This is a genomic window from Anaerostipes faecis, assembly GCF_910574135.1.
GTDB classification, from domain to species: domain Bacteria; phylum Bacillota; class Clostridia; order Lachnospirales; family Lachnospiraceae; genus Anaerostipes; species Anaerostipes hominis.
Map to the genome: position 1 here is coordinate 38,111 of NZ_CAJSYK010000005.1, position 17,572 is coordinate 55,682.

Below are 17,572 nucleotides of genomic sequence, written 5' to 3' on the forward strand. Positions count from 1 at the left end.
ATCTTGAAGGAATAGATTCCTTCCTGTCTGAATATATTTGTATATACAAGACAGGGAGGAATTTTTTATGGATTTTAACAAAAAGGATTTTTATGGAATCGTTGCAAAAGAACGAAAGCAGGTACAAATAACAATCGACCAGGACTGCAATGTGCCTGATACGAAGCCGGATGTGGAGAAGATGATCCAGACCAAAGGGCTGGTGATCATGCAGGAGACAGAGATGATGGTGGACCGTATCCGGATCAAGGGAGAATTTCATTTTTCAGGCCTGTACGGGACAATTGACGCCAGGACCTATTTAGAGTCTCTGGATTTTGTTCTCCCCTTTGAGGAGTATATACATATGGACGGCGCTGTGCCGACAGATTATGTGAAGGTTTCTTATGTCATTGATGACATCAACACAGTGCTGATCAATTCCAGGAAACTGAGCATAAGAATACTTCTGACCCTGACCCTCCATGTCAACGAGGAGATTAAAGAGGAAGGCATTATCGATGTTCTTGGTGACGGGATATCTTCCCTGAAAAAGGAAGTTCAGGTGACAGACTTGATCGTCAATAAAAAGGACATTGCCAGAATGAAAGAGGAGCTGGTTCTGCCGGCCAACAAATCCAACATCTATGAGATTCTCTGGAGCCAGGTGGAGCTTGAGAATGTACAGGGAAAGTTAAAAGACCATAGCATCGACATACAGGGTGATATGCATGTGTTTATTTTATATCTCGGAGAGGATGAACAGCTTCCGGTCCAGTATGCCAGGTGGGAGATCCCGCTGCACACAGAATTGGAGTGCTATGAATGTGCACCGGGAATGATCGGCAAGATCCACATTTCCCTTGGAAACCATCAGCTGGAGATCCGTCCGGATGTGGACGGAGAAGAGAGAGTGGTATCGGTTGACGCAACTCTTGAGTGTGATATTAAAGTCTACGAAGATCAGGTGCTTTCTTACGTGGGAGACTGCTATACGATGCAGAAGACTCTGGTGCCGGAATATAAAGACTTTGCTTTTGAATCCCTGATCGGAAAAAATCAGGCTACCATGAAGATGGCGAAGCGTTTTTCCATCGAGCAGGAGCCGGGAAAGCTTTTGCAGGTGCTTTCTGTCAAAGGAAGCTGCAATTTAGACGATGTGGAAGTCAAAGAGCAGGGGCTCCAGGTGGAGGGTGTCCTGATGGCGGATGTGCTGTTTTTGTCCAGCGAGGACCAGAACCCGGTAATGAGCAGCTCATATATGGAACCGTTTTCTTACTTTATCGAGGCTAATGGTCTGATGAAAGAGGACGATTATCAGCTGGATGTTATGCTGGATCATATCAGCGCCACTCCGACGGAAGGGGATGAGATCGAGATCAAAGCAAATGTTATATTTGACTTCATCTCTTTCCACAAAAAAGCGGAAAAGATTATGACAAATGTATCTGAGCAGCCTCTGGATTATGAAGAACTGCAGAAGATCCCGGGAATCGTCGGATATATCGTGAAGGACGGGGATACTCTGTGGTCCATAGCAAAACGTTATTTTACTACCGTTGACGATATCCGTGATCAAAATGAAGGCATTGAGGAAGTAAAGCCAGGTGATAAACTGTTAATAGTCAAAGAAATTGAATGGAATTGATAAATAGGATTGCATTTTTATAGGAACAATATTATAATGTTCTGTATACAATACTAAGTTTCAGCGGCAGGAGACAGTGAGGAGTACAGATGAAAAAGGTAGTTCTGAAAGCTTATGGAAAAGTAAATTTAGGGCTGGATGTAGTACGGCGGAGAGATGACGGGTATCATGAGGTAAGGATGATCATGCAGACAGTGGGTCTTTTTGACCGGCTGGAGCTTAAAAAGACTTCCGGTGATTCCGTCACACTTTCCGCCAATCTTAGATTTCTTCCGGTCAATGAACAGAATCTTGTCTGTCAGGCCATCGCAGCCGTAAAGAAAAAGTATTCGCTCAAAGACGGCGTGGAAGCGTATCTGGAAAAGCGTATCCCTATCGCCGCAGGCATGGCGGGCGGCAGCTCTGACTGCGCCGCAGCACTGAGAGGAATGAACCAGCTGTTTGAACTGGGACTTAAGGAAGAGGAACTGTGTGAGATCGGAGCCGGGCTGGGAGCGGATGTGCCTTATTGTGTCATAGGAGGAACTGCACTGGCCGAAGGGATCGGAGAAAAACTTACAAAGCTGCCCCCTGTGTCGGACTGCCATATACTGATTGCCAAGCCGGGGATCAGTGTATCCACGAAAACTGTGTATGAGAATCTGGACGTGCCGGGCCTTTCCTCACACCCGGACATCACAGGAATGATATCTGCCATTGAAAATCAGGATTTGAAGGGGATCACAGGAAGGATGGAAAATGTTCTTGAAACAGTCACCATACCAAGATATCCCGTGATCGATGAGATCAAAGAGTTCCTGCTTAAACAGGGAGCCGAGAATGCACTCATGAGCGGGAGCGGACCGACGGTCTTTGGAATCTTTGCTTCACAGGAAAAGGCACAGAGAGCCCTTTCCAATCTAAGATCCTTTGAAGATGTGAAGCAGGCCTATGTGGTGGCGCCGGTCAATAGAGAATCATAATTGGAGGGAACGAAAGATGAGCAGTGATAAATTAAAAGTAAATGTCAATGAATATCTGCCGCTGAGGGATGTGGTGTTCAATACACTCAGACAGGCGATCATCACCGGAGAGTTTGTGCCCGGAGAGCGTTTGATGGAGATCGCGCTGGCAAACCGTCTCGGAGTCAGCCGTACCCCGGTCAGGGAAGCCATAAGGAAGCTGGAGCTTGAGGGGCTGGTAGTCATGATCCCGAGAAAGGGCGCGGAAGTAGCCCGCATCACGGAAAAAGATTTAAGAGATGTCCTGGAAGTGAGAAGTTCTCTGGAAGAACTGGCAGCAGGACTTGCCACGGAGCGCCTGGATGAAAGTTCCAGAGAGAAGATTCAGGCAGCCCTCGACAATTTCCGGGAGGCCATCCAGACGGATGACAATCCTAAGATCGCAGACTGTGATGTGGAATTTCATGATGCCGTCTTCGAGGCGACTCAGAACAAGAGGCTGATCCAGATCATCAACAATCTGAGAGAACAGATTTACCGCTACCGTCTGGAATATGTCAAGGATACGGCATATCATGCGGTCCTTCTCAAAGAACACGAGGAACTGGTGGAAGCCATGTTCGCCGGGAACAAAGAGAGGGCGAAAGAGATCATGAAACGTCATATTGACAATCAGGAAGAGACGGTGATCAAAAAGATCCAGGAAGAAGAAAAATAGGTCTGAGGACTTTCAGACAGAACTCTGTGCGTACGCATAGAGTTCTTTTTTTTGCTCATACTACTTTCAAAGGTGGTGTGAAAAAATGGATCGATTTCATGATAAAAATCACAAAATGAAAGGTGTAATATCAAAGGATCTGGAACAGAATATTGCTTATCTCGAAGCGGTATTTTCAGACTGCAATGATATTGTAAAGAAGAAGTTTTACGTCGGGAAGAAAAAACACACGGGAATGTATGTGATCTACACGGACGGGCTTGCCAAAGCCGACATGATCCAGGAAAATGTACTGGAACCTCTCCTCACAGACCCTCTTCACCCTCTGAAAGAGTCTGTGACCTCCTGGGTGATTGAGAGTGCAGACCGGAAGATGGTCACGACAATGGATGAAGTTGTCACGGCCGTTTTATCAGGAGATACAGTACTGTTTTTTGACGGGCTTGATCAGGGGATTTTTATATCCAGCAAGTTTTTCCCTACCAGAGGAGTGCAGGAAGCCGACAGGGAAGTAGCCATGATCGGTCCGAAGGACAGCTTTAATGAAAGTCTCAGGACCAACACGGCACTGATCCGAAGACGGGTCAGGGATACGAGAATGAAGGTTGTCCAGCTTAGGATCGGAACAAGGAGCAAAACAGATGTAGCGCTTATGTATATCGAGGATCTGGCCAAAGATGAGGTAGTAAAGGAGATAAAAAAACAGTTGGATGAACTGAATATTGACGGAATTTTTGACAGCGGAATGCTGGAACAGCTCATGGAGCAGGACAGCAAATCTCCGTTTCCCCAGTACCAGCTGACTCAGAGGCCGGACAAGGCGGCAAGCGGGCTCATGGAGGGAAGAGTTGTGCTCGTGGTGGACAATTCTCCGGAGGTCATTGTGCTGCCGGTGACGCTGAATATTTTTTTTCAGGCCAGTGATGACTACTATAACCGGTGGGAAGTAGCCACATTTGCCAGAATCCTTCGATATATTTCTTCTTTTATTGCCATCGGGCTGCCGGGATTTTATATTTCCATTGCAAATTATCATCCGGAAATTCTTCCCACACCGTTTATGCTGTCCATTGTGTCGGCCAGGGAGGGAGTGCCTTTCCCTGTCGTCGTGGAAGTTCTGCTTTTGGAACTTGCGTTTGAACTTTTAAGGGAAGCGGGTATCCGCCTTCCGGGACAGCTGGGCGGCACCATAGGCATTGTAGGAGGGCTGATCGTAGGACAGGCAGCGGTGGATGCCAATATTGTCAGCACGATCGTGGTAATTGTTGTAGCCTTTACAGCCATCGCATCGTTTTCTATACCAAATGAAAGCTTTTCGGGGGTATTCCGGCTGCTGAGATTTTCTATTATGATCGTCTGTGCCATATGGGGTCTTTATGGATTCTTTCTCGGATTCCTTGCGATTGCAATCCATTTGATGAAGCTTCAGAGCTATGGAATCCCGTATCTGTTTCCGACCGTATCAGCCACGGTGGAAGAAACGGACCCCTGGGAGGATTATATGGTGCGCCTGCCTATCAGGCGTATGATTTTCAGGCCATGGTTTACAAAGGACGGGGCGAAAAAACGCCAGGGAAGGAGGAAACATCATGTGGACGGCGAATCTTGAAATTTCTAAAAAGCAGGGAAGCAGGATCTTTCTTCTGGAAACCTTCTGCGGAGTGGGCATGTTCCTTCCCCAGGCATCTGCCTTGAAATCCGGTGAAACAGGGCTTTATACGGTGCTCCTTGGGGCCCTTGCCGCGGCCTGCTATCCGTGGCTTGTACAAAAAGCAGAAGGCAGTCTGACCATGGAAGAGGTATTAAAAAAGCACCGGGTGATTTCCTTTCTCTATTATGTGAGATTTTTTATAAACGCCGCATTTTTTTATGCATATATGCTGATCTTAGCCAGGGTGTTCCTTCTGCCGTATATGAATATTTACTGGATCGGACTGCCGATCATTTTTCTGGCTTTCCGGATGAACGGGGAGGGGCTGGACGACAGAGCGAGAGTCATGGAAGGGCTGTTCTGGTTTATCCTGATCCCGTTTATTTTTATCCTTCTTCTCAGTACCACGGAATTTTCTATGAAACCCTTCCTGATCCGGAAGTTTGAACCGGAGAATCTGGCGATGGGCGGGCTGTATGTGCTCGCACTGTTTCATCCTATGGAACTGGTGTGGTTTTATCAGGGGCATATGAAGGAAAAGGGAATAAATAAGAGGACGCTACTTGGAATTATCATTTTATCGGCAGGAGTGTTTGCCGCCACGGCGGGAAGCCTGGGTCTTCGGATGATCAGGAGAGACCCGTTTCCGGTGATCTCCATGGCCCAGAATGTAGCCATGCCGGGAGGGATCATGGCAAGGCTGGACATTTTCCTGATCGCATTCTGGATCGTTGGAGTCTTTTGTGTGCTGAGCGGATACCTGTTTTATGGAAACTGGAGTTTTGAAAACACATTTCCGGGGAAAAAGAAATGGGGCAGGTGGATTTCTTACGGCGGACTGTTTTTGACCACTGGATTTCTGATCCCTATGATCCGTCTTTGGGAAAATTATATTTCTGTGTTCCTTTTTGCAAATCTATTGCTGGGCATTTTAATTCCGGCAGTTTTGTTTTGGCTGGAACGGAGAGGAGGCACCCATGAAAAAGATCATCATTAGCCTTTTGATGGCCGCAGTCACAGCAGCGGCACTTACGGGCTGCAAAGAAGCCGGGGACATCGAGGACAGCAGCTATGTTTTGGCAATGGGCATCGAAAAGACAGAGAACGGATATCTGATCGATTATTCCTGTGCAGATTTTTCCAAGGCTCAGGATAACCAGGGAACGAACGTGCCGTCCAAGTCTGTGGTTTATTCAGGCAGGTCTTTAAATGAGACAAACCAAAGTTTTGAGCGAACCCAGCCGAAAAAATTAAACTTTGGGCATTTAAAGGTGATTGTATTTACCAACGGACAGATTGATGATACTATGATAGAGGAGCTTTTAAATCATTCGGAAATCGCAAAATCCGTACTGATTCTTAAAAGTAAAAAACAGTTAAAAGAGCTTTTTTCGATCGAGAAGGAGCTGCCTGTCTCCTTTGGTGAATACATGGCCAAAGGCATTGAAAGTTCTCCGAAAGTGAAAAAGCCCAAGGATCTGAGCCTTGGCAGGATTTACGGCAGAAAGTGACAAAAATCAGCCTTGACTTGTATTGGATGAGATGGTAAGATGGATACATTCACACAAGATATAGTAGAATAAAAGATCATATCAAACAATATATAGTAATTTGATTGAGAAAATAGCGATGAGTCCCCTGCCTGCGGTGTCTCCTGCTTTCAGCGGGATATGCCGCAGGCAGGACGATGCTCTGGGAACAGTCAGGGAGGAGAGAGTATGATACGGGTAGTAAAAAAGGACGGAACAAAAGAGGATTTTAATATTCAGAAGGTGGTGACGGCGGTAAATAAATCCGCCTACCGTGCCCTTGTGAAATTTACGGAAGATGAGATTGATGAGATCTGTGGGTTTGTCAATGGGAGAGTGGACGAGCTTAATAAGGCGGAAGTACATATTACGGAGATGCACAATGTGGTGGAAGGGGCTCTGGAGAGGGTAAATCCCGACGTGGCCAAAAGCTACCGGGACTACCGGAATTATAAACAGGATTTTGTGGAAATGCTGGATGATGTGTATAAGAAAAGCCAGTCCATCATGTACATAGGAGACAAAGAGAACAGCAATACAGACAGCGCCCTTGTGTCAACGAAGCGGAGTCTCATCTTTAATGAGCTGAACAAGTCTCTGTATCAGAAGTTTTTTTTAACGACAGAAGAGATTCAGGCCTGCCGGGACGGGTACATTTATATTCATGATATGTCAGCCAGAAGAGATACGATGAACTGCTGTCTGTTTGATGTGGAGGCCGTGTTAAAAGGCGGCTTTGAGATGGGGAATCTCTGGTACAATGAACCAAAGACACTGGATGTGGCCTTTGACGTCATAGGAGACATCGTGCTGAGCGCGGCCAGCCAGCAGTATGGCGGATTTACGGTGCCGAATATTGAACTGATCCTGGAACCGTATGCCGAGAAGTCTTATGAAAAAGGCATTGAAAAGTATGAAGCCCTCGGCCTTTCCAGAGAGCGGGCAGAGACCGAGTCCCTCAAGGATGTGCAGAAAGAATTCTGTCAGGGATTCCAGGGACTTGAATATAAGTTTAACAGTGTTTCTTCCAGCCGCGGAGACTATCCTTTTATCACAGTGACCGCAGGAACCGGCACAGGCCGGTTTGCAAAGATGGCAACGATTACGATGCTGGATGTCAGGAGAAGAGGACAGGGAAAAGAAGGACATAAAAAACCGGTGCTGTTTCCAAAGATCGTATTTCTCTACGATGAAAATCTCCATGGACCCGGCGGAGAACTGGAGGATGTGTTTGAAGCGGGCATCCGCTGTTCCAGCAAGACGATGTATCCCGACTGGCTGAGCCTTACAGGGGACGGATATGTCCCGGACATGTATAAAAGATATGGAAAGATCGTAAGCCCTATGGGCTGCCGAGCATTTTTATCTCCCTGGTATGAAAAGGGAGGGGCAGAGCCTCTGGACGAGCAGGACAAGCCGGTCTTTGTGGGCCGTTTTAACATCGGGGCGGTAAGTCTGCATCTGCCGATGATCTATGCAAAGGCAAAGCAGGAAAGCCGTGACTTCTATGAAGTGCTGGACTATTATCTGAATCTGATCAGGGAGCTCCACAGAAGGACCTACGATTATCTGGGAGAGATGAAGGCATCCACAAATCCTCTGGCTTACTGTGAGGGAGGCTTCCTGGGAGGACATCTGGGACTTCACGACAAGATCAAGCCGCTGCTTGAGTCTGCCACAGCATCTTTTGGGATCACGGCGCTCAATGAACTTCAGCAGCTGCACAACAAAAAATCCATTGCTCAGGACGGCGCATTTGCACTGGAAGTCCTTGAGTACATCAACAGTGAGGTGACTAAGTTTAAGAAAGAAGACGGGCATTTGTATGCGATCTATGGAACACCGGCAGAAAACCTCTGCGGACTTCAGGTGAAACAGTTCAGAAAAAAGTACGGTGTGATCGAAAATGTCTCTGACCGGGAATATGTGAGCAACTCTTTTCACTGCCATGTATCCGAAGATCTGACGCCGATCGAGAAACAGAACTTAGAGGGACGTTTCTGGGAAAAATGCAACGGCGGAAAGATCCAGTACGTGAAGTATCCGATCAGCTACAATAAAGACGCTATACGGACGCTGGTAAGGCGTGCCATGGACCTGGGTTACTATGAAGGGGTGAATCTATCCCTGTCATACTGTGACGACTGCGGGCATGAGGAGCTGGAAATGGATGTGTGTCCGGTCTGCGGAAGCAGGAATCTGACCAAGATCGACCGCATGAACGGTTATCTGTCTTATTCCAGAGTCAAGGGAGACACGAGGCTCAATGACGCAAAGATGGCGGAGATCGCCGACCGTAAGTCGATGTAGGGAGGCTGCCATGGTTTATATTGGTGCAGTACTTTTAGTAATCGGTTCAGGAATCTTGATTCAGCCTGTGGTCAAACAATTTTTAAACATACGGCGGTATTCTGTGAAAGTGCGGGCTGTCTGCACCGGGCAGAAACCATATGTCAATTATCTGAATTTAAAAATGAAAAATCCTGTCTTTACTTATACATATAAAGGCATTGAGTACAGTTCGGTTCTCAGGCTGTATAAATACAGGGAAAAAGAAGAATACGCAGAAGGCCGGGAGACCGAAGTGCTCCTGGACCCTTCAGATCCAAAGGAAATTTTTATACCGCAGTCATTTGTGTCTTTACTTGGGACAGAGCGGCTCCTGCCGTTTCTGGTCTTTGCAGCGGCGGGGCTTTGGATGATATTAGCATAGAGGTGGGAAGTATGAGGTATCACAACATTACAAAGGACGATATGCTGAATGGGGACGGTTTAAGAGTTGTCTTATGGCTGTCAGGATGTACCCATCAGTGCAAAAACTGCCACAATCCGGTCACCTGGGATATCCATGGCGGATTGGAGTTTGACCGGGCGGCAAAAGAAGAACTGTTTGAAGAGCTCAGCAAAAATTATATCAGCGGTCTGACGTTAAGCGGAGGAGATCCTCTGCACCCTGAGAACCGGGAGCCGGTAGAACAGCTGGTCAAAGAGGTCAGAGAAAAGTTTCCGGAAAAGACCATATGGATGTATACAGGTTTTCTGTGGGATGAAGTCTATACTCTGGATGCCGTAAAAAATACAGATGTTCTGGTGGACGGTCGTTTTGAGGAAGACTTAAAGGACACTGCCCTCAAATGGAGAGGAAGTTCCAACCAGAAGGTGATCGATGTGAAAAAGTCGCTGGAACAAATGAAAAAAGTGCTGTACATAAGATAAAACAAGGCTTGACGGCCTGCCTCTTCCATGATACAATATGTAAGCTAGACTTTAGCGTTGGAAGAGGTCTTTTTTTTTATGCCTTATTTTAAAAACAATGGAGGTGGAAGTTGTGCGCACAAAAATCACATTAGAATGTACAGAATGTAAGCAGCGTAATTATGATATGATGAAGGATAAGAAAACACATCCGGAACGTATGGAAACAAAGAAATACTGCAAGTTCTGTAAAAGACACACATTACACAAAGAAACTAAGTAATGCACGTTTATTTAAGGAAGTGAGAACATGAAGAATACCAGCAAATCAAGCAAAACCAGCTGGTTCAGAGAATTGAAATCAGAATTCGGAAGAATCATCTGGCCTTCTAAAGAACGCATTGCCAAAGAAACCGGCGTTGTGGTCGTGTGTGCTATTATCATTGGTATGATTATTGCTGTTCTGGATTTGGGACTTCAATATGGAATCAAGATGTTAGTAGGGTAAAGGTAAGGAGAGCATATGGCAGAAACAAATTGGTATGTAGTTCATACCTATTCCGGATATGAGAATAAAGTAAAAGCAAATATCGAAAAGACGATCGAGAACCGCAAGCTTCAAGATCAGATTTTAGAAGTCCGGGTACCGCTTCAGGACGTAACGGAACTGAAGAATGGTGTGAAAAAACAGGTTTCCAAGAAGATGTTCCCAGGATACGTGCTGATCCACATGGTGATGAACGACGATACATGGTATGTTGTCAGAAACACCAGAGGTGTGACAGGATTCGTAGGCCCTGGCTCCAAACCGGTCCCATTGACACCGGCTGAGATGAAGCCATTGGGAATCAACGTGGGCGGTACAAACGAAGAAACGCCTAAGAAGGAAAGAATTGATATTGATGTTGAAGTAGGTGATATCATTGTTGTTACTTCCGGTGCTTGGGAAGGTACGACAAGTGCAGTTACCGTAGTAAATGAGCACAAACAGACAGTGACCATCGAGGTGGAGATGTTTGGACGTGCCACATCAGTAGAGATTGATTTCTTAGATATCAAAAAAGCAGAGTAAATGACAAAACCTCTGCACGTAACAAGGTGGGAGGGATATCTCCCGTAATTACCACAATCATCAGGAGGTTAACGATTATGGCAAAGAAAGTAGAAGGATATATTAAACTTCAGATTCCGGCAGGAAAGGCAACACCAGCACCGCCGGTAGGACCTGCACTTGGTCAGCACGGTGTAAATATCGTACAGTTCACAAAGGAATTTAATGCAAAGACTGCAGATCAGGGAGACCTGCTCATTCCTGTTGTGATCACAGTATATCAGGACAGAAGTTTCAGCTTTGTGACAAAGACTCCTCCGGCAGCAGTTTTATTAAAGAAAGCCTGCAAGATCCAGTCCGGGTCCGGAGAGCCGAACAGAAAGAAAGTCGCAACAGTATCCAAAGCAGATTTACAGCAGATTGCTGAGACAAAGATGAAAGACTTAAACGCTGCATCTATCGAAGCTGCAATGAGCATGATTGCAGGAACAGCAAGAAGCATGGGAATCGAAGTGGAGGAATAGGCATTAAACACTTAATGAGGGCAAGCCAGAGGCGCAGGCCGAATTTAGTGTGAAAGCCGTTACCGAGACTCAGTGAAGGCGAGTCGAAGACGAAGCCTGAACGCTTAGTCGAGTGTAACTTCCTTAAATTTAGAAAGTGGGAGGGTTGCTCCCGATATGACCACAGGAGGTATTTTTAGAATGAAAAAAGGAAAAAGATATGCAGAGGCTGCCAAATTAGTTGACAGAACGAAACTGTACGACGTAAAGGAAGCAGTATCTGTAGTAAAAAAAGCAGCGAATGCCAAATTTGATGAGACGATCGAAGCACATCTCCGTCTCGGAGTAGACGGCCGTCAGGCAGATCAGCAGATCCGTGGAGCAGTCGTACTGCCTCATGGTACCGGTAAAAAAGTTCGTGTTCTTGTATTTGCGAAAGATGCAAAAGCAGAAGAAGCAAAGGCAGCAGGAGCAGAGTATGTAGGAGCAGAAGAACTGATTCCTAAGATCCAGAAAGAAAACTGGTTTGACTTTGACGTAGTAGTTGCAACACCGGATATGATGGGTATCGTGGGACGTTTAGGTCGTGATCTTGGACCAAAAGGATTAATGCCGAACCCGAAAGCCGGCACTGTAACAATGGACGTTACAAAAGCGATCGAAGATATCAAAGCAGGTAAGATCGAATACAGACTGGACAAGAACAATATCATTCATGTACCGGTAGGTAAGGCTTCTTTTACAGAAGAACAGTTAGCGGACAACTTCCAGACGTTAATAGATGCTATTATCAAAGCAAAACCGTCAGCAGCAAAAGGTCAGTATTTTAAGAATGTGACAATCACTTCTACAATGGGACCTGGAGTTAAAATTGACACAGGCAAGTTTGCTTAAATAAAATAGTTAAAGTTATGACAAACCCCTCTAAATTTATAGAGGGGTTTTTGAATGCAGTAAATTGTGTGCCATGCGTGCAAAAAGAGAGGAAAATATGAAGGATTTAACGGTAGGGAAACCATTTGAAGTCATCGGAAAATTTGCGCTCCCTATGATTCTCAGTATGATATTTCAGCAGGTGTACAGTGTTGTGGATAGCATTGTGGCCGGCCGGTTCATTGGAGTCGATGCACTGGGAGCAGTAGGCGCGTCCCAGCCTATTACAGTCATCTTTATTGCCATAGCCGTGGGGACCGGCATGGGAATTAATGTTGTCATATCCGGCTTTTTCGGAGCCAAAAAATATAAAAGAGTAAAAAGCTGTATTTCCACGGCGGTGATCACAATCGTGATCATGAGTGTTATTTTGACGGTGCTGGGGCTGGTGGGATGCAGGTGGATGATGAGTGCCATGTCCACCCCGTCCGATATATTTGAAGATTCGGCCCTGTATCTGAGGATTTATATCATGGGCATCTTGTTCCTGATGCTTTATAACGGGGCAAATGCAATCTTTACAGCGCTGGGTGACTCTATCACACCGCTGATCTTTTTAATCTTTTCATCGGTGCTGAACATCATTCTGGATGTGCTGTTTGTCACCACGTTTTCCATGGGTGTCGCAGGAGTTGCATGGGCTACCTTTATAGCCCAGGGTATTGCCTCTGTTCTGGCCGTGGTGACGGTATTTAAAAAGAATGCCAAAATACAGGCCGGAAACTATCAGAGATTCAGTCCTCTTCTTCTAAAAAAAATGACATGGATCGCGGTTCCAAGCATTATGCAGCAGTCTTTTGTATCGGTGGGACAGCTGTTTGTGCAGGGACGGATCAACAGCTTTGGGTCTGTGGTCGTGGCAGGCTATTCGGGAGGATTTAAAATACAGATCTTTATCCTTTCGGTACTTGGAACTATCGGCAATGCAGTTTCAAGCTTTACAGCTCAGAATGCTGGCGCCGGGAAATGGGAGAGAACAAAGGAAGGCACAAATGCCGGGATTAAAATTATTGTGGCTATGGCCGCAGTATTTTCTGTTCTCTGTCTGGTCTTCAGCCGTCAGGCAATGGGGCTGTTTCTTTCCGGAAACTCTGCAGAGGCAGTCAGGAGCATGGGAGTGGGGGTTGATTTTCTGAGGATCAATGCTCCGTTCTTTGCGCTGGTCAGTGTAAAATTTGTCTGCGACGGAATGCTCCGGGGCATGAGTGAAATGAAAGGATTTATGGCTTCCACATTTGCCGATCTGATCGCGAGGGTATCCCTTTCCTATGTGCTGTCAGTTCCGTTTGGTGCTGTAGGAATATGGGCTGCCTGGCCCATCGGATGGGTGATAGGGACCAGCGTGTCGGTGTGGTTCGGGAAACGGGCACAGAAAAAATATATATGAGCAGTAAAAAGACCGGGGAAGCGGAGTCCCGGCCTTTTTACTGTCTTTCCACAGAGTATATTTCATCACTGTGCACAATGTTATTATGTACATATTTTTTTATTTTATGATACTTAACCGGGGACTTAACAAAATGATCAATGTGATATAATGGAAAAGAGAGAATACAGGCGATTGACTTAAGTGTGCGGGAGTAATGCTTCCGCGGAAACGTAAAGGAGGACTGGATATGATCTCAATTTATCATCAGGCAGAAGAATTAACCAGGCAAGTAATTGAAAGCTTTTATCATCAGGATTCGAATAATTTAATCCAAAAACTTCATCCGGATGTAACGTGGATCGGAGCCGCGGACGGACAGTGTATCAAAGGCTATGAACAGGTTTGTGAATACATTAAAAATTTTGATGTGCCCAGATGTGATATTCTTAAAAAAGAATTTCAGGTAGTTGCAAACAGTGATGATATTTTTATTGTAGCAGGGTGTATGAAGGTTGCCGCTTCACAGGGAAGGGGTGAAATATTAGGTGCAGTTCAGCGCATTACTCTTATATGGAAGACAGAGGGGCAGAAGTTTAAGCTGCTTCATTTTCATGTATCAAATCCGATTGAATTCCAGAAAAATAATGAACGTTTTTCTCACTCGATGGGAACAGAGACATATGAATATGTTAAAAAACTGCTCAGCCAAAATCGGAGCCGCCTTATTGCCTACGGGAAACATGATCGGACTTATGTTATAAGGAATAAAGACATTGTATATATAGAAGCAGAAAATACAGACAGTGTGATCCATTGTCTGAACAGGGATATTCTGTCCAGGGAATCTATATCCGATCTGGAGAAAAAAGTCGGAGAAGGTTTCATAAAAACGCACAGAAGTTTTATTGTCAACAGCAGATATATTACCGGAATTAAGAGATACCAGCTGGCGATCAGCCAGGGAATTGAGCTTCCGATTCCTGAGAAAAAATACAGGGAGATCAAAGAAAAGGTTCTGCGCGCAGTGAACCAGAGACAAAACGAAATTTATATATAATATTTGGTTATTGACTTGTCCTGAGCAGTCATTGGCAGAATATGATTGAAAATACAACAAAACCCCGATATAGTAAAAGATAAGCATTGTAACAAAACTGCAGGGTCTTTGGGAAAACAGATGACATCGGAGTTTTAACAGGCATAGATACATAACGGTAATAATAAGAAGATCCTTCATTGCTGAGGGGTCTTTTTGTTTATTATTTTTCAGGAAAGACTTTGTTTTGAGACGGAGGTGATCATGTGGCAGAAGAACCGAAACTTAAGGCAGCACTCCAGACAGGAGTACATATAGCAGGAGAGCCTTTTCGGGTGTCCATTGTCTATGGTGAACACGGCCTTTGTCTGGGTGCCGGATGGGAAAATGATAATCATCACAAGCTGAGCCTGTGGGGTATCATGGACAGTCTGTCACTGGGTCTTCCCCAATTTTTGAACTGGGAAATGGAGCTTAAGAGAGCAGGAGTATTATACAGGGCGGGAAGACAGGAAATTTTAATGGAGATCAGCACTGCCGAAAACAGGAGACTTCTGTTTGCTGCCAAAATAAAAGAAGGGATTTACAGTCTCAGACTATATCCTGAAATCTCCTGCAGGCTTCACGATCTGCCCGTGATGGGAAAATACTTGGGAGAGCAGGATTTGATCAGAGTCCGTTATATGCAGGCCGCATACCAGGAAGAGGGAGGATTCCGGGGACAGTGTCTCATAGAAGCCAGTTTTTCGGGAAACGAGTACAAATTCGGAGATGAGGACGTCAAACTTCCCCAGCAGGACATTGAGGAATCAAAGCCTCCGTCTCCGTCAGAAGAAAAGAAATCCGGCGTACACTGGATGGAACTGAACAAAAAAATCGGCCCTTGTTTTGTAAAAAGAATCGGAGGAGCGTTTCAGGACGGAGCAATCCAGGTGTGTGTGGATGCAGGAATTACGATCTCGGTCCTGACTCTTGAATTCATGGAACTTTCTCTGGGGATCAAGCCCGGACCGAAATTTGATTTTCAGTTTGGATTAAAAGGCATGGCAGTGACGGTGAAAAAACCTCCCCTGATGATCTCAGGAGGACTGTATGTGGCTGAACCCGGACGGCTCTATAACGGTGAAGTTACAGTGGCATTTGAGAAGTTCACTTTTTTAGCCCTCGGCTCTTACGGACTGACGAAAAAAACAGACAAACCTTCTTTTTTCGTATATTTGATGCTTGATTATGCGTTCGGCGGGCCGCCTTGTTTTTATATTACGGGATTATGCGCAGGTTTTGGCCTGAACCGGAAAATCAACATACCGTCTTTGTCCGGGGTCAAGGATTTTCCTTTTGTGGCAGCGGCAAGGGGCACAGGCGGGACATTAAAGCCGGGAACAGGAGCTTCCGATGCCCTGAATACTCTAAGTGATCATATTGAACCGTGTGAGGGCATGAATTTTCTGACGGCAGGGGTCAAATTTACATCCTTCGGCATCGTAGAGTCGGTTGTGATTGTCAACGTGGAGTTCGGGACGAAGTTTGAGCTTTCCCTCCTGGGGACGTCTGAGATCTCACTTCCTCCCAAGTGCAGTGATCCGGTTGTCTACGGATGCCTTAATCTGAGAGCGGTCTTCTCACCGGATGACGGAATTCTGCTGATCGAGGGGGCCATGTCAAATGACTCTTACCTGTTTTGCAGGGATGCCGGACTCACCGGAGGATTTGCTTTTTATTCCTGGCTTAAAGGAGAATATGCAGGAGATTTTGTGCTCTCTGTAGGAGGATATCATCCTCAGTTCCAGAGAAGGCATTATCCGGCGGTGGACAGGGTGGGACTGAACTGGAAGATCAGCGATCATCTGGAACTGATCGGAGAAGCTTATTTTGCGCTGACGCCAAACTGTCTGATGGCAGGGGGCAAACTGGAACTTAATTATCATACAGGAAAGCTTGCGGCCTGGTGTCATGCTTATGCGGACTTTCTGATCCGGTGGAAGCCGTTTCACTACGATATTAACATAGGAGTGAGTGTGGGCGCGTCCTACCGTCTGGACCTCTGCTTCATTCATAAGACTTTCAGGATCGAACTGGGCGCGGACCTGCACTTGTGGGGGCCTGAATTTTCCGGAACCGCACATATAAAATGGTTTATCATCTCTTTTACTATAAAGTTCAATTCGGGAAGCCAGAATCAGCCGCCAAGGCTTAACTGGAAACAGTTTTACACAGAATTTCTGCCGGATTTTGGCGGCGGCGTAAGAGGAGAAGTGTCCTCGTCCGACATCAGTGAAAAGAGCCAGGAGCCGCTGAAACTGGCAAGAATGAATCCGCAGGGAGGTTATCTTGGAGAAAGGGAGAAAGAAGGGACCAAATACCATTACATAAGTGCGAGACAGTTTCAAATGGAAATTGAGAGTGCCCTGCCGGTTGTGTCTGCACAGGTGAACAAAAAGGGTGAAAGACTTAAGAACCCGGGGTATGGCATATACCCCATGGGGCTTACGGGACTTCATGCTGCGCTGGATGTTCGTCTTTACGGATACGATGCGGATGGAAAGATGTCGGAGACAGGGGTGAATTACCGGCCCGTCTATAAAAATGTCCCCAGGGCATTGTGGAATGACCGGAGACCGGATATGAACCAGGACATGATAAAGGACGCATGCATGGGACTTTCCATCTGGGGCGGCGAAAAGACCGGACACTTCATACCGCCGGATAAAGGAGGAAGTCCGGGATGGTACCGGCTGGCACAGCTCTTAAAAAATGAGGAGTACCACTGTCCGGAGCATTTTATGTGGGAGAAGGCAAAAAACATAGAGGGAAAGGATTTTACGGGAGAAGAGATGGAGGATTCCATTGCGGAAAATGATAAGAGAAGAGAATGGCTCTCGGAACTGAATGAGTTTGGAGTGAGGACGGAAGACGAGATCCGTATGGAGCATTTTGCAGCACATTTAAAGCAGCTCCTCTCTGCACCGGCGGAGATGAGGAGTACGGGATACCGGGAAGATAAAAAATAAGGAGGTCC

17 protein-coding genes are annotated in these 17,572 nt (G+C 46.0%); all 17 read left to right on the forward strand.

Annotated elements, in window-relative coordinates; genetic code table 11:
- Positions 1-67 precede the first annotated feature (67 nt).
- Positions 68-1,627, forward strand: coding sequence for a DUF3794 and LysM peptidoglycan-binding domain-containing protein (locus tag QGT46_RS05075; protein ID WP_148459423.1), 1,560 nt, complete (start codon positions 68-70; stop codon positions 1,625-1,627).
- Between the two features lie 89 nt (positions 1,628-1,716).
- Entirely contained in the window at positions 1,717-2,589 is an 873-nt protein-coding gene (ispE, locus tag QGT46_RS05080) for a 4-(cytidine 5'-diphospho)-2-C-methyl-D-erythritol kinase (RefSeq protein WP_024729116.1), read from the forward strand.
- A gap of 16 nt (positions 2,590-2,605) precedes the next feature.
- Positions 2,606-3,286, forward strand: a complete 681-nt coding sequence (locus tag QGT46_RS05085) for a GntR family transcriptional regulator (RefSeq protein ID WP_024729117.1) — start codon at positions 2,606-2,608, stop codon at positions 3,284-3,286.
- A gap of 85 nt (positions 3,287-3,371) precedes the next feature.
- On the forward strand, positions 3,372-4,895 hold the full coding sequence (locus QGT46_RS05090; protein WP_129700833.1) for a spore germination protein: 1,524 nt from the start codon (positions 3,372-3,374) through the stop codon (positions 4,893-4,895).
- Positions 4,876-5,934, forward strand: coding sequence for a GerAB/ArcD/ProY family transporter (locus QGT46_RS05095; protein ID WP_024729119.1), 1,059 nt, complete (start codon positions 4,876-4,878; stop codon positions 5,932-5,934). The genes QGT46_RS05090 and QGT46_RS05095 overlap by 20 nt, the downstream gene beginning before the upstream one ends.
- On the forward strand, positions 5,915-6,448 hold the full coding sequence (locus QGT46_RS05100) for a hypothetical protein (RefSeq protein ID WP_148459422.1): 534 nt from the start codon (positions 5,915-5,917) through the stop codon (positions 6,446-6,448). Before QGT46_RS05095 ends, QGT46_RS05100 begins: the two co-directional genes overlap by 20 nt.
- A 207-nt stretch (positions 6,449-6,655) precedes the next feature.
- Positions 6,656-8,776, forward strand: coding sequence for an anaerobic ribonucleoside-triphosphate reductase (nrdD, locus tag QGT46_RS05105; protein ID WP_148459421.1), 2,121 nt, complete (start codon positions 6,656-6,658; stop codon positions 8,774-8,776).
- 10 nt (positions 8,777-8,786) lie between these two features.
- On the forward strand, positions 8,787-9,179 hold the full coding sequence (locus tag QGT46_RS05110) for a hypothetical protein (protein WP_148459420.1): 393 nt from the start codon (positions 8,787-8,789) through the stop codon (positions 9,177-9,179).
- Positions 9,180-9,190: 11 nt separating this feature from the next.
- Positions 9,191-9,682, forward strand: a complete 492-nt coding sequence (gene nrdG, locus QGT46_RS05115) for an anaerobic ribonucleoside-triphosphate reductase activating protein (protein ID WP_148459419.1) — start codon at positions 9,191-9,193, stop codon at positions 9,680-9,682.
- A gap of 97 nt (positions 9,683-9,779) precedes the next feature.
- Positions 9,780-9,944: a 50S ribosomal protein L33 gene (rpmG, locus tag QGT46_RS05120; protein ID WP_207727542.1), complete on the forward strand. Its 165-nt coding sequence runs from the start codon at positions 9,780-9,782 to the stop codon at positions 9,942-9,944.
- Positions 9,945-9,971: 27 nt separating this feature from the next.
- A complete protein-coding gene (secE, locus tag QGT46_RS05125; protein ID WP_024729123.1) occupies positions 9,972-10,169 on the forward strand; it encodes a preprotein translocase subunit SecE in 198 nt (65 codons plus the stop codon).
- 15 nt (positions 10,170-10,184) lie between these two features.
- Positions 10,185-10,733, forward strand: coding sequence for a transcription termination/antitermination protein NusG (nusG, locus tag QGT46_RS05130; protein WP_148459418.1), 549 nt, complete (start codon positions 10,185-10,187; stop codon positions 10,731-10,733).
- A 77-nt stretch (positions 10,734-10,810) separates the two neighbouring features.
- Positions 10,811-11,236 (forward strand): 50S ribosomal protein L11, encoded by a 426-nt coding sequence (gene rplK, locus QGT46_RS05135; RefSeq protein WP_006568184.1) that lies wholly within the window; start codon positions 10,811-10,813, stop codon positions 11,234-11,236.
- Between the two features lie 180 nt (positions 11,237-11,416).
- Positions 11,417-12,109: a 50S ribosomal protein L1 gene (gene rplA / locus QGT46_RS05140; protein WP_024729125.1), complete on the forward strand. Its 693-nt coding sequence runs from the start codon at positions 11,417-11,419 to the stop codon at positions 12,107-12,109.
- A gap of 73 nt (positions 12,110-12,182) precedes the next feature.
- A complete protein-coding gene (locus tag QGT46_RS05145) occupies positions 12,183-13,535 on the forward strand; it encodes an MATE family efflux transporter (protein ID WP_148459417.1) in 1,353 nt (450 codons plus the stop codon).
- A gap of 229 nt (positions 13,536-13,764) precedes the next feature.
- Positions 13,765-14,574: a LytTR family transcriptional regulator gene (locus QGT46_RS05150; RefSeq protein WP_148459416.1), complete on the forward strand. Its 810-nt coding sequence runs from the start codon at positions 13,765-13,767 to the stop codon at positions 14,572-14,574.
- 245 nt (positions 14,575-14,819) lie between these two features.
- Positions 14,820-17,564, forward strand: a complete 2,745-nt coding sequence (locus tag QGT46_RS05155; RefSeq protein WP_148459415.1) for a DUF6603 domain-containing protein — start codon at positions 14,820-14,822, stop codon at positions 17,562-17,564.
- Positions 17,565-17,572: the final 8 nt, after the last annotated feature.

What these genes read in the sequence shown, in the direction of transcription:
- QGT46_RS05075 (WP_148459423.1), top strand. Translation starts at nt 68, where the DNA reads ATGGATTTTAACAAAAAGGATTTTTATGGAATCGTTGCAAAAGAACGA.
- ispE (WP_024729116.1), top strand. Translation starts at nt 1,717, where the DNA reads ATGAAAAAGGTAGTTCTGAAAGCTTATGGAAAAGTAAATTTAGGGCTG.
- QGT46_RS05085 (WP_024729117.1), top strand. Translation starts at nt 2,606, where the DNA reads ATGAGCAGTGATAAATTAAAAGTAAATGTCAATGAATATCTGCCGCTG.
- QGT46_RS05090 (WP_129700833.1), top strand. Translation starts at nt 3,372, where the DNA reads ATGGATCGATTTCATGATAAAAATCACAAAATGAAAGGTGTAATATCA.
- QGT46_RS05095 (WP_024729119.1), top strand. Translation starts at nt 4,876, where the DNA reads ATGTGGACGGCGAATCTTGAAATTTCTAAAAAGCAGGGAAGCAGGATC.
- QGT46_RS05100 (WP_148459422.1), top strand. Translation starts at nt 5,915, where the DNA reads ATGAAAAAGATCATCATTAGCCTTTTGATGGCCGCAGTCACAGCAGCG.
- nrdD (WP_148459421.1), top strand. Translation starts at nt 6,656, where the DNA reads ATGATACGGGTAGTAAAAAAGGACGGAACAAAAGAGGATTTTAATATT.
- QGT46_RS05110 (WP_148459420.1), top strand. Translation starts at nt 8,787, where the DNA reads ATGGTTTATATTGGTGCAGTACTTTTAGTAATCGGTTCAGGAATCTTG.
- nrdG (WP_148459419.1), top strand. Translation starts at nt 9,191, where the DNA reads ATGAGGTATCACAACATTACAAAGGACGATATGCTGAATGGGGACGGT.
- rpmG (WP_207727542.1), top strand. Translation starts at nt 9,780, where the DNA reads ATGGAGGTGGAAGTTGTGCGCACAAAAATCACATTAGAATGTACAGAA.
- secE (WP_024729123.1), top strand. Translation starts at nt 9,972, where the DNA reads ATGAAGAATACCAGCAAATCAAGCAAAACCAGCTGGTTCAGAGAATTG.
- nusG (WP_148459418.1), top strand. Translation starts at nt 10,185, where the DNA reads ATGGCAGAAACAAATTGGTATGTAGTTCATACCTATTCCGGATATGAG.
- rplK (WP_006568184.1), top strand. Translation starts at nt 10,811, where the DNA reads ATGGCAAAGAAAGTAGAAGGATATATTAAACTTCAGATTCCGGCAGGA.
- rplA (WP_024729125.1), top strand. Translation starts at nt 11,417, where the DNA reads ATGAAAAAAGGAAAAAGATATGCAGAGGCTGCCAAATTAGTTGACAGA.
- QGT46_RS05145 (WP_148459417.1), top strand. Translation starts at nt 12,183, where the DNA reads ATGCGTGCAAAAAGAGAGGAAAATATGAAGGATTTAACGGTAGGGAAA.
- QGT46_RS05150 (WP_148459416.1), top strand. Translation starts at nt 13,765, where the DNA reads ATGATCTCAATTTATCATCAGGCAGAAGAATTAACCAGGCAAGTAATT.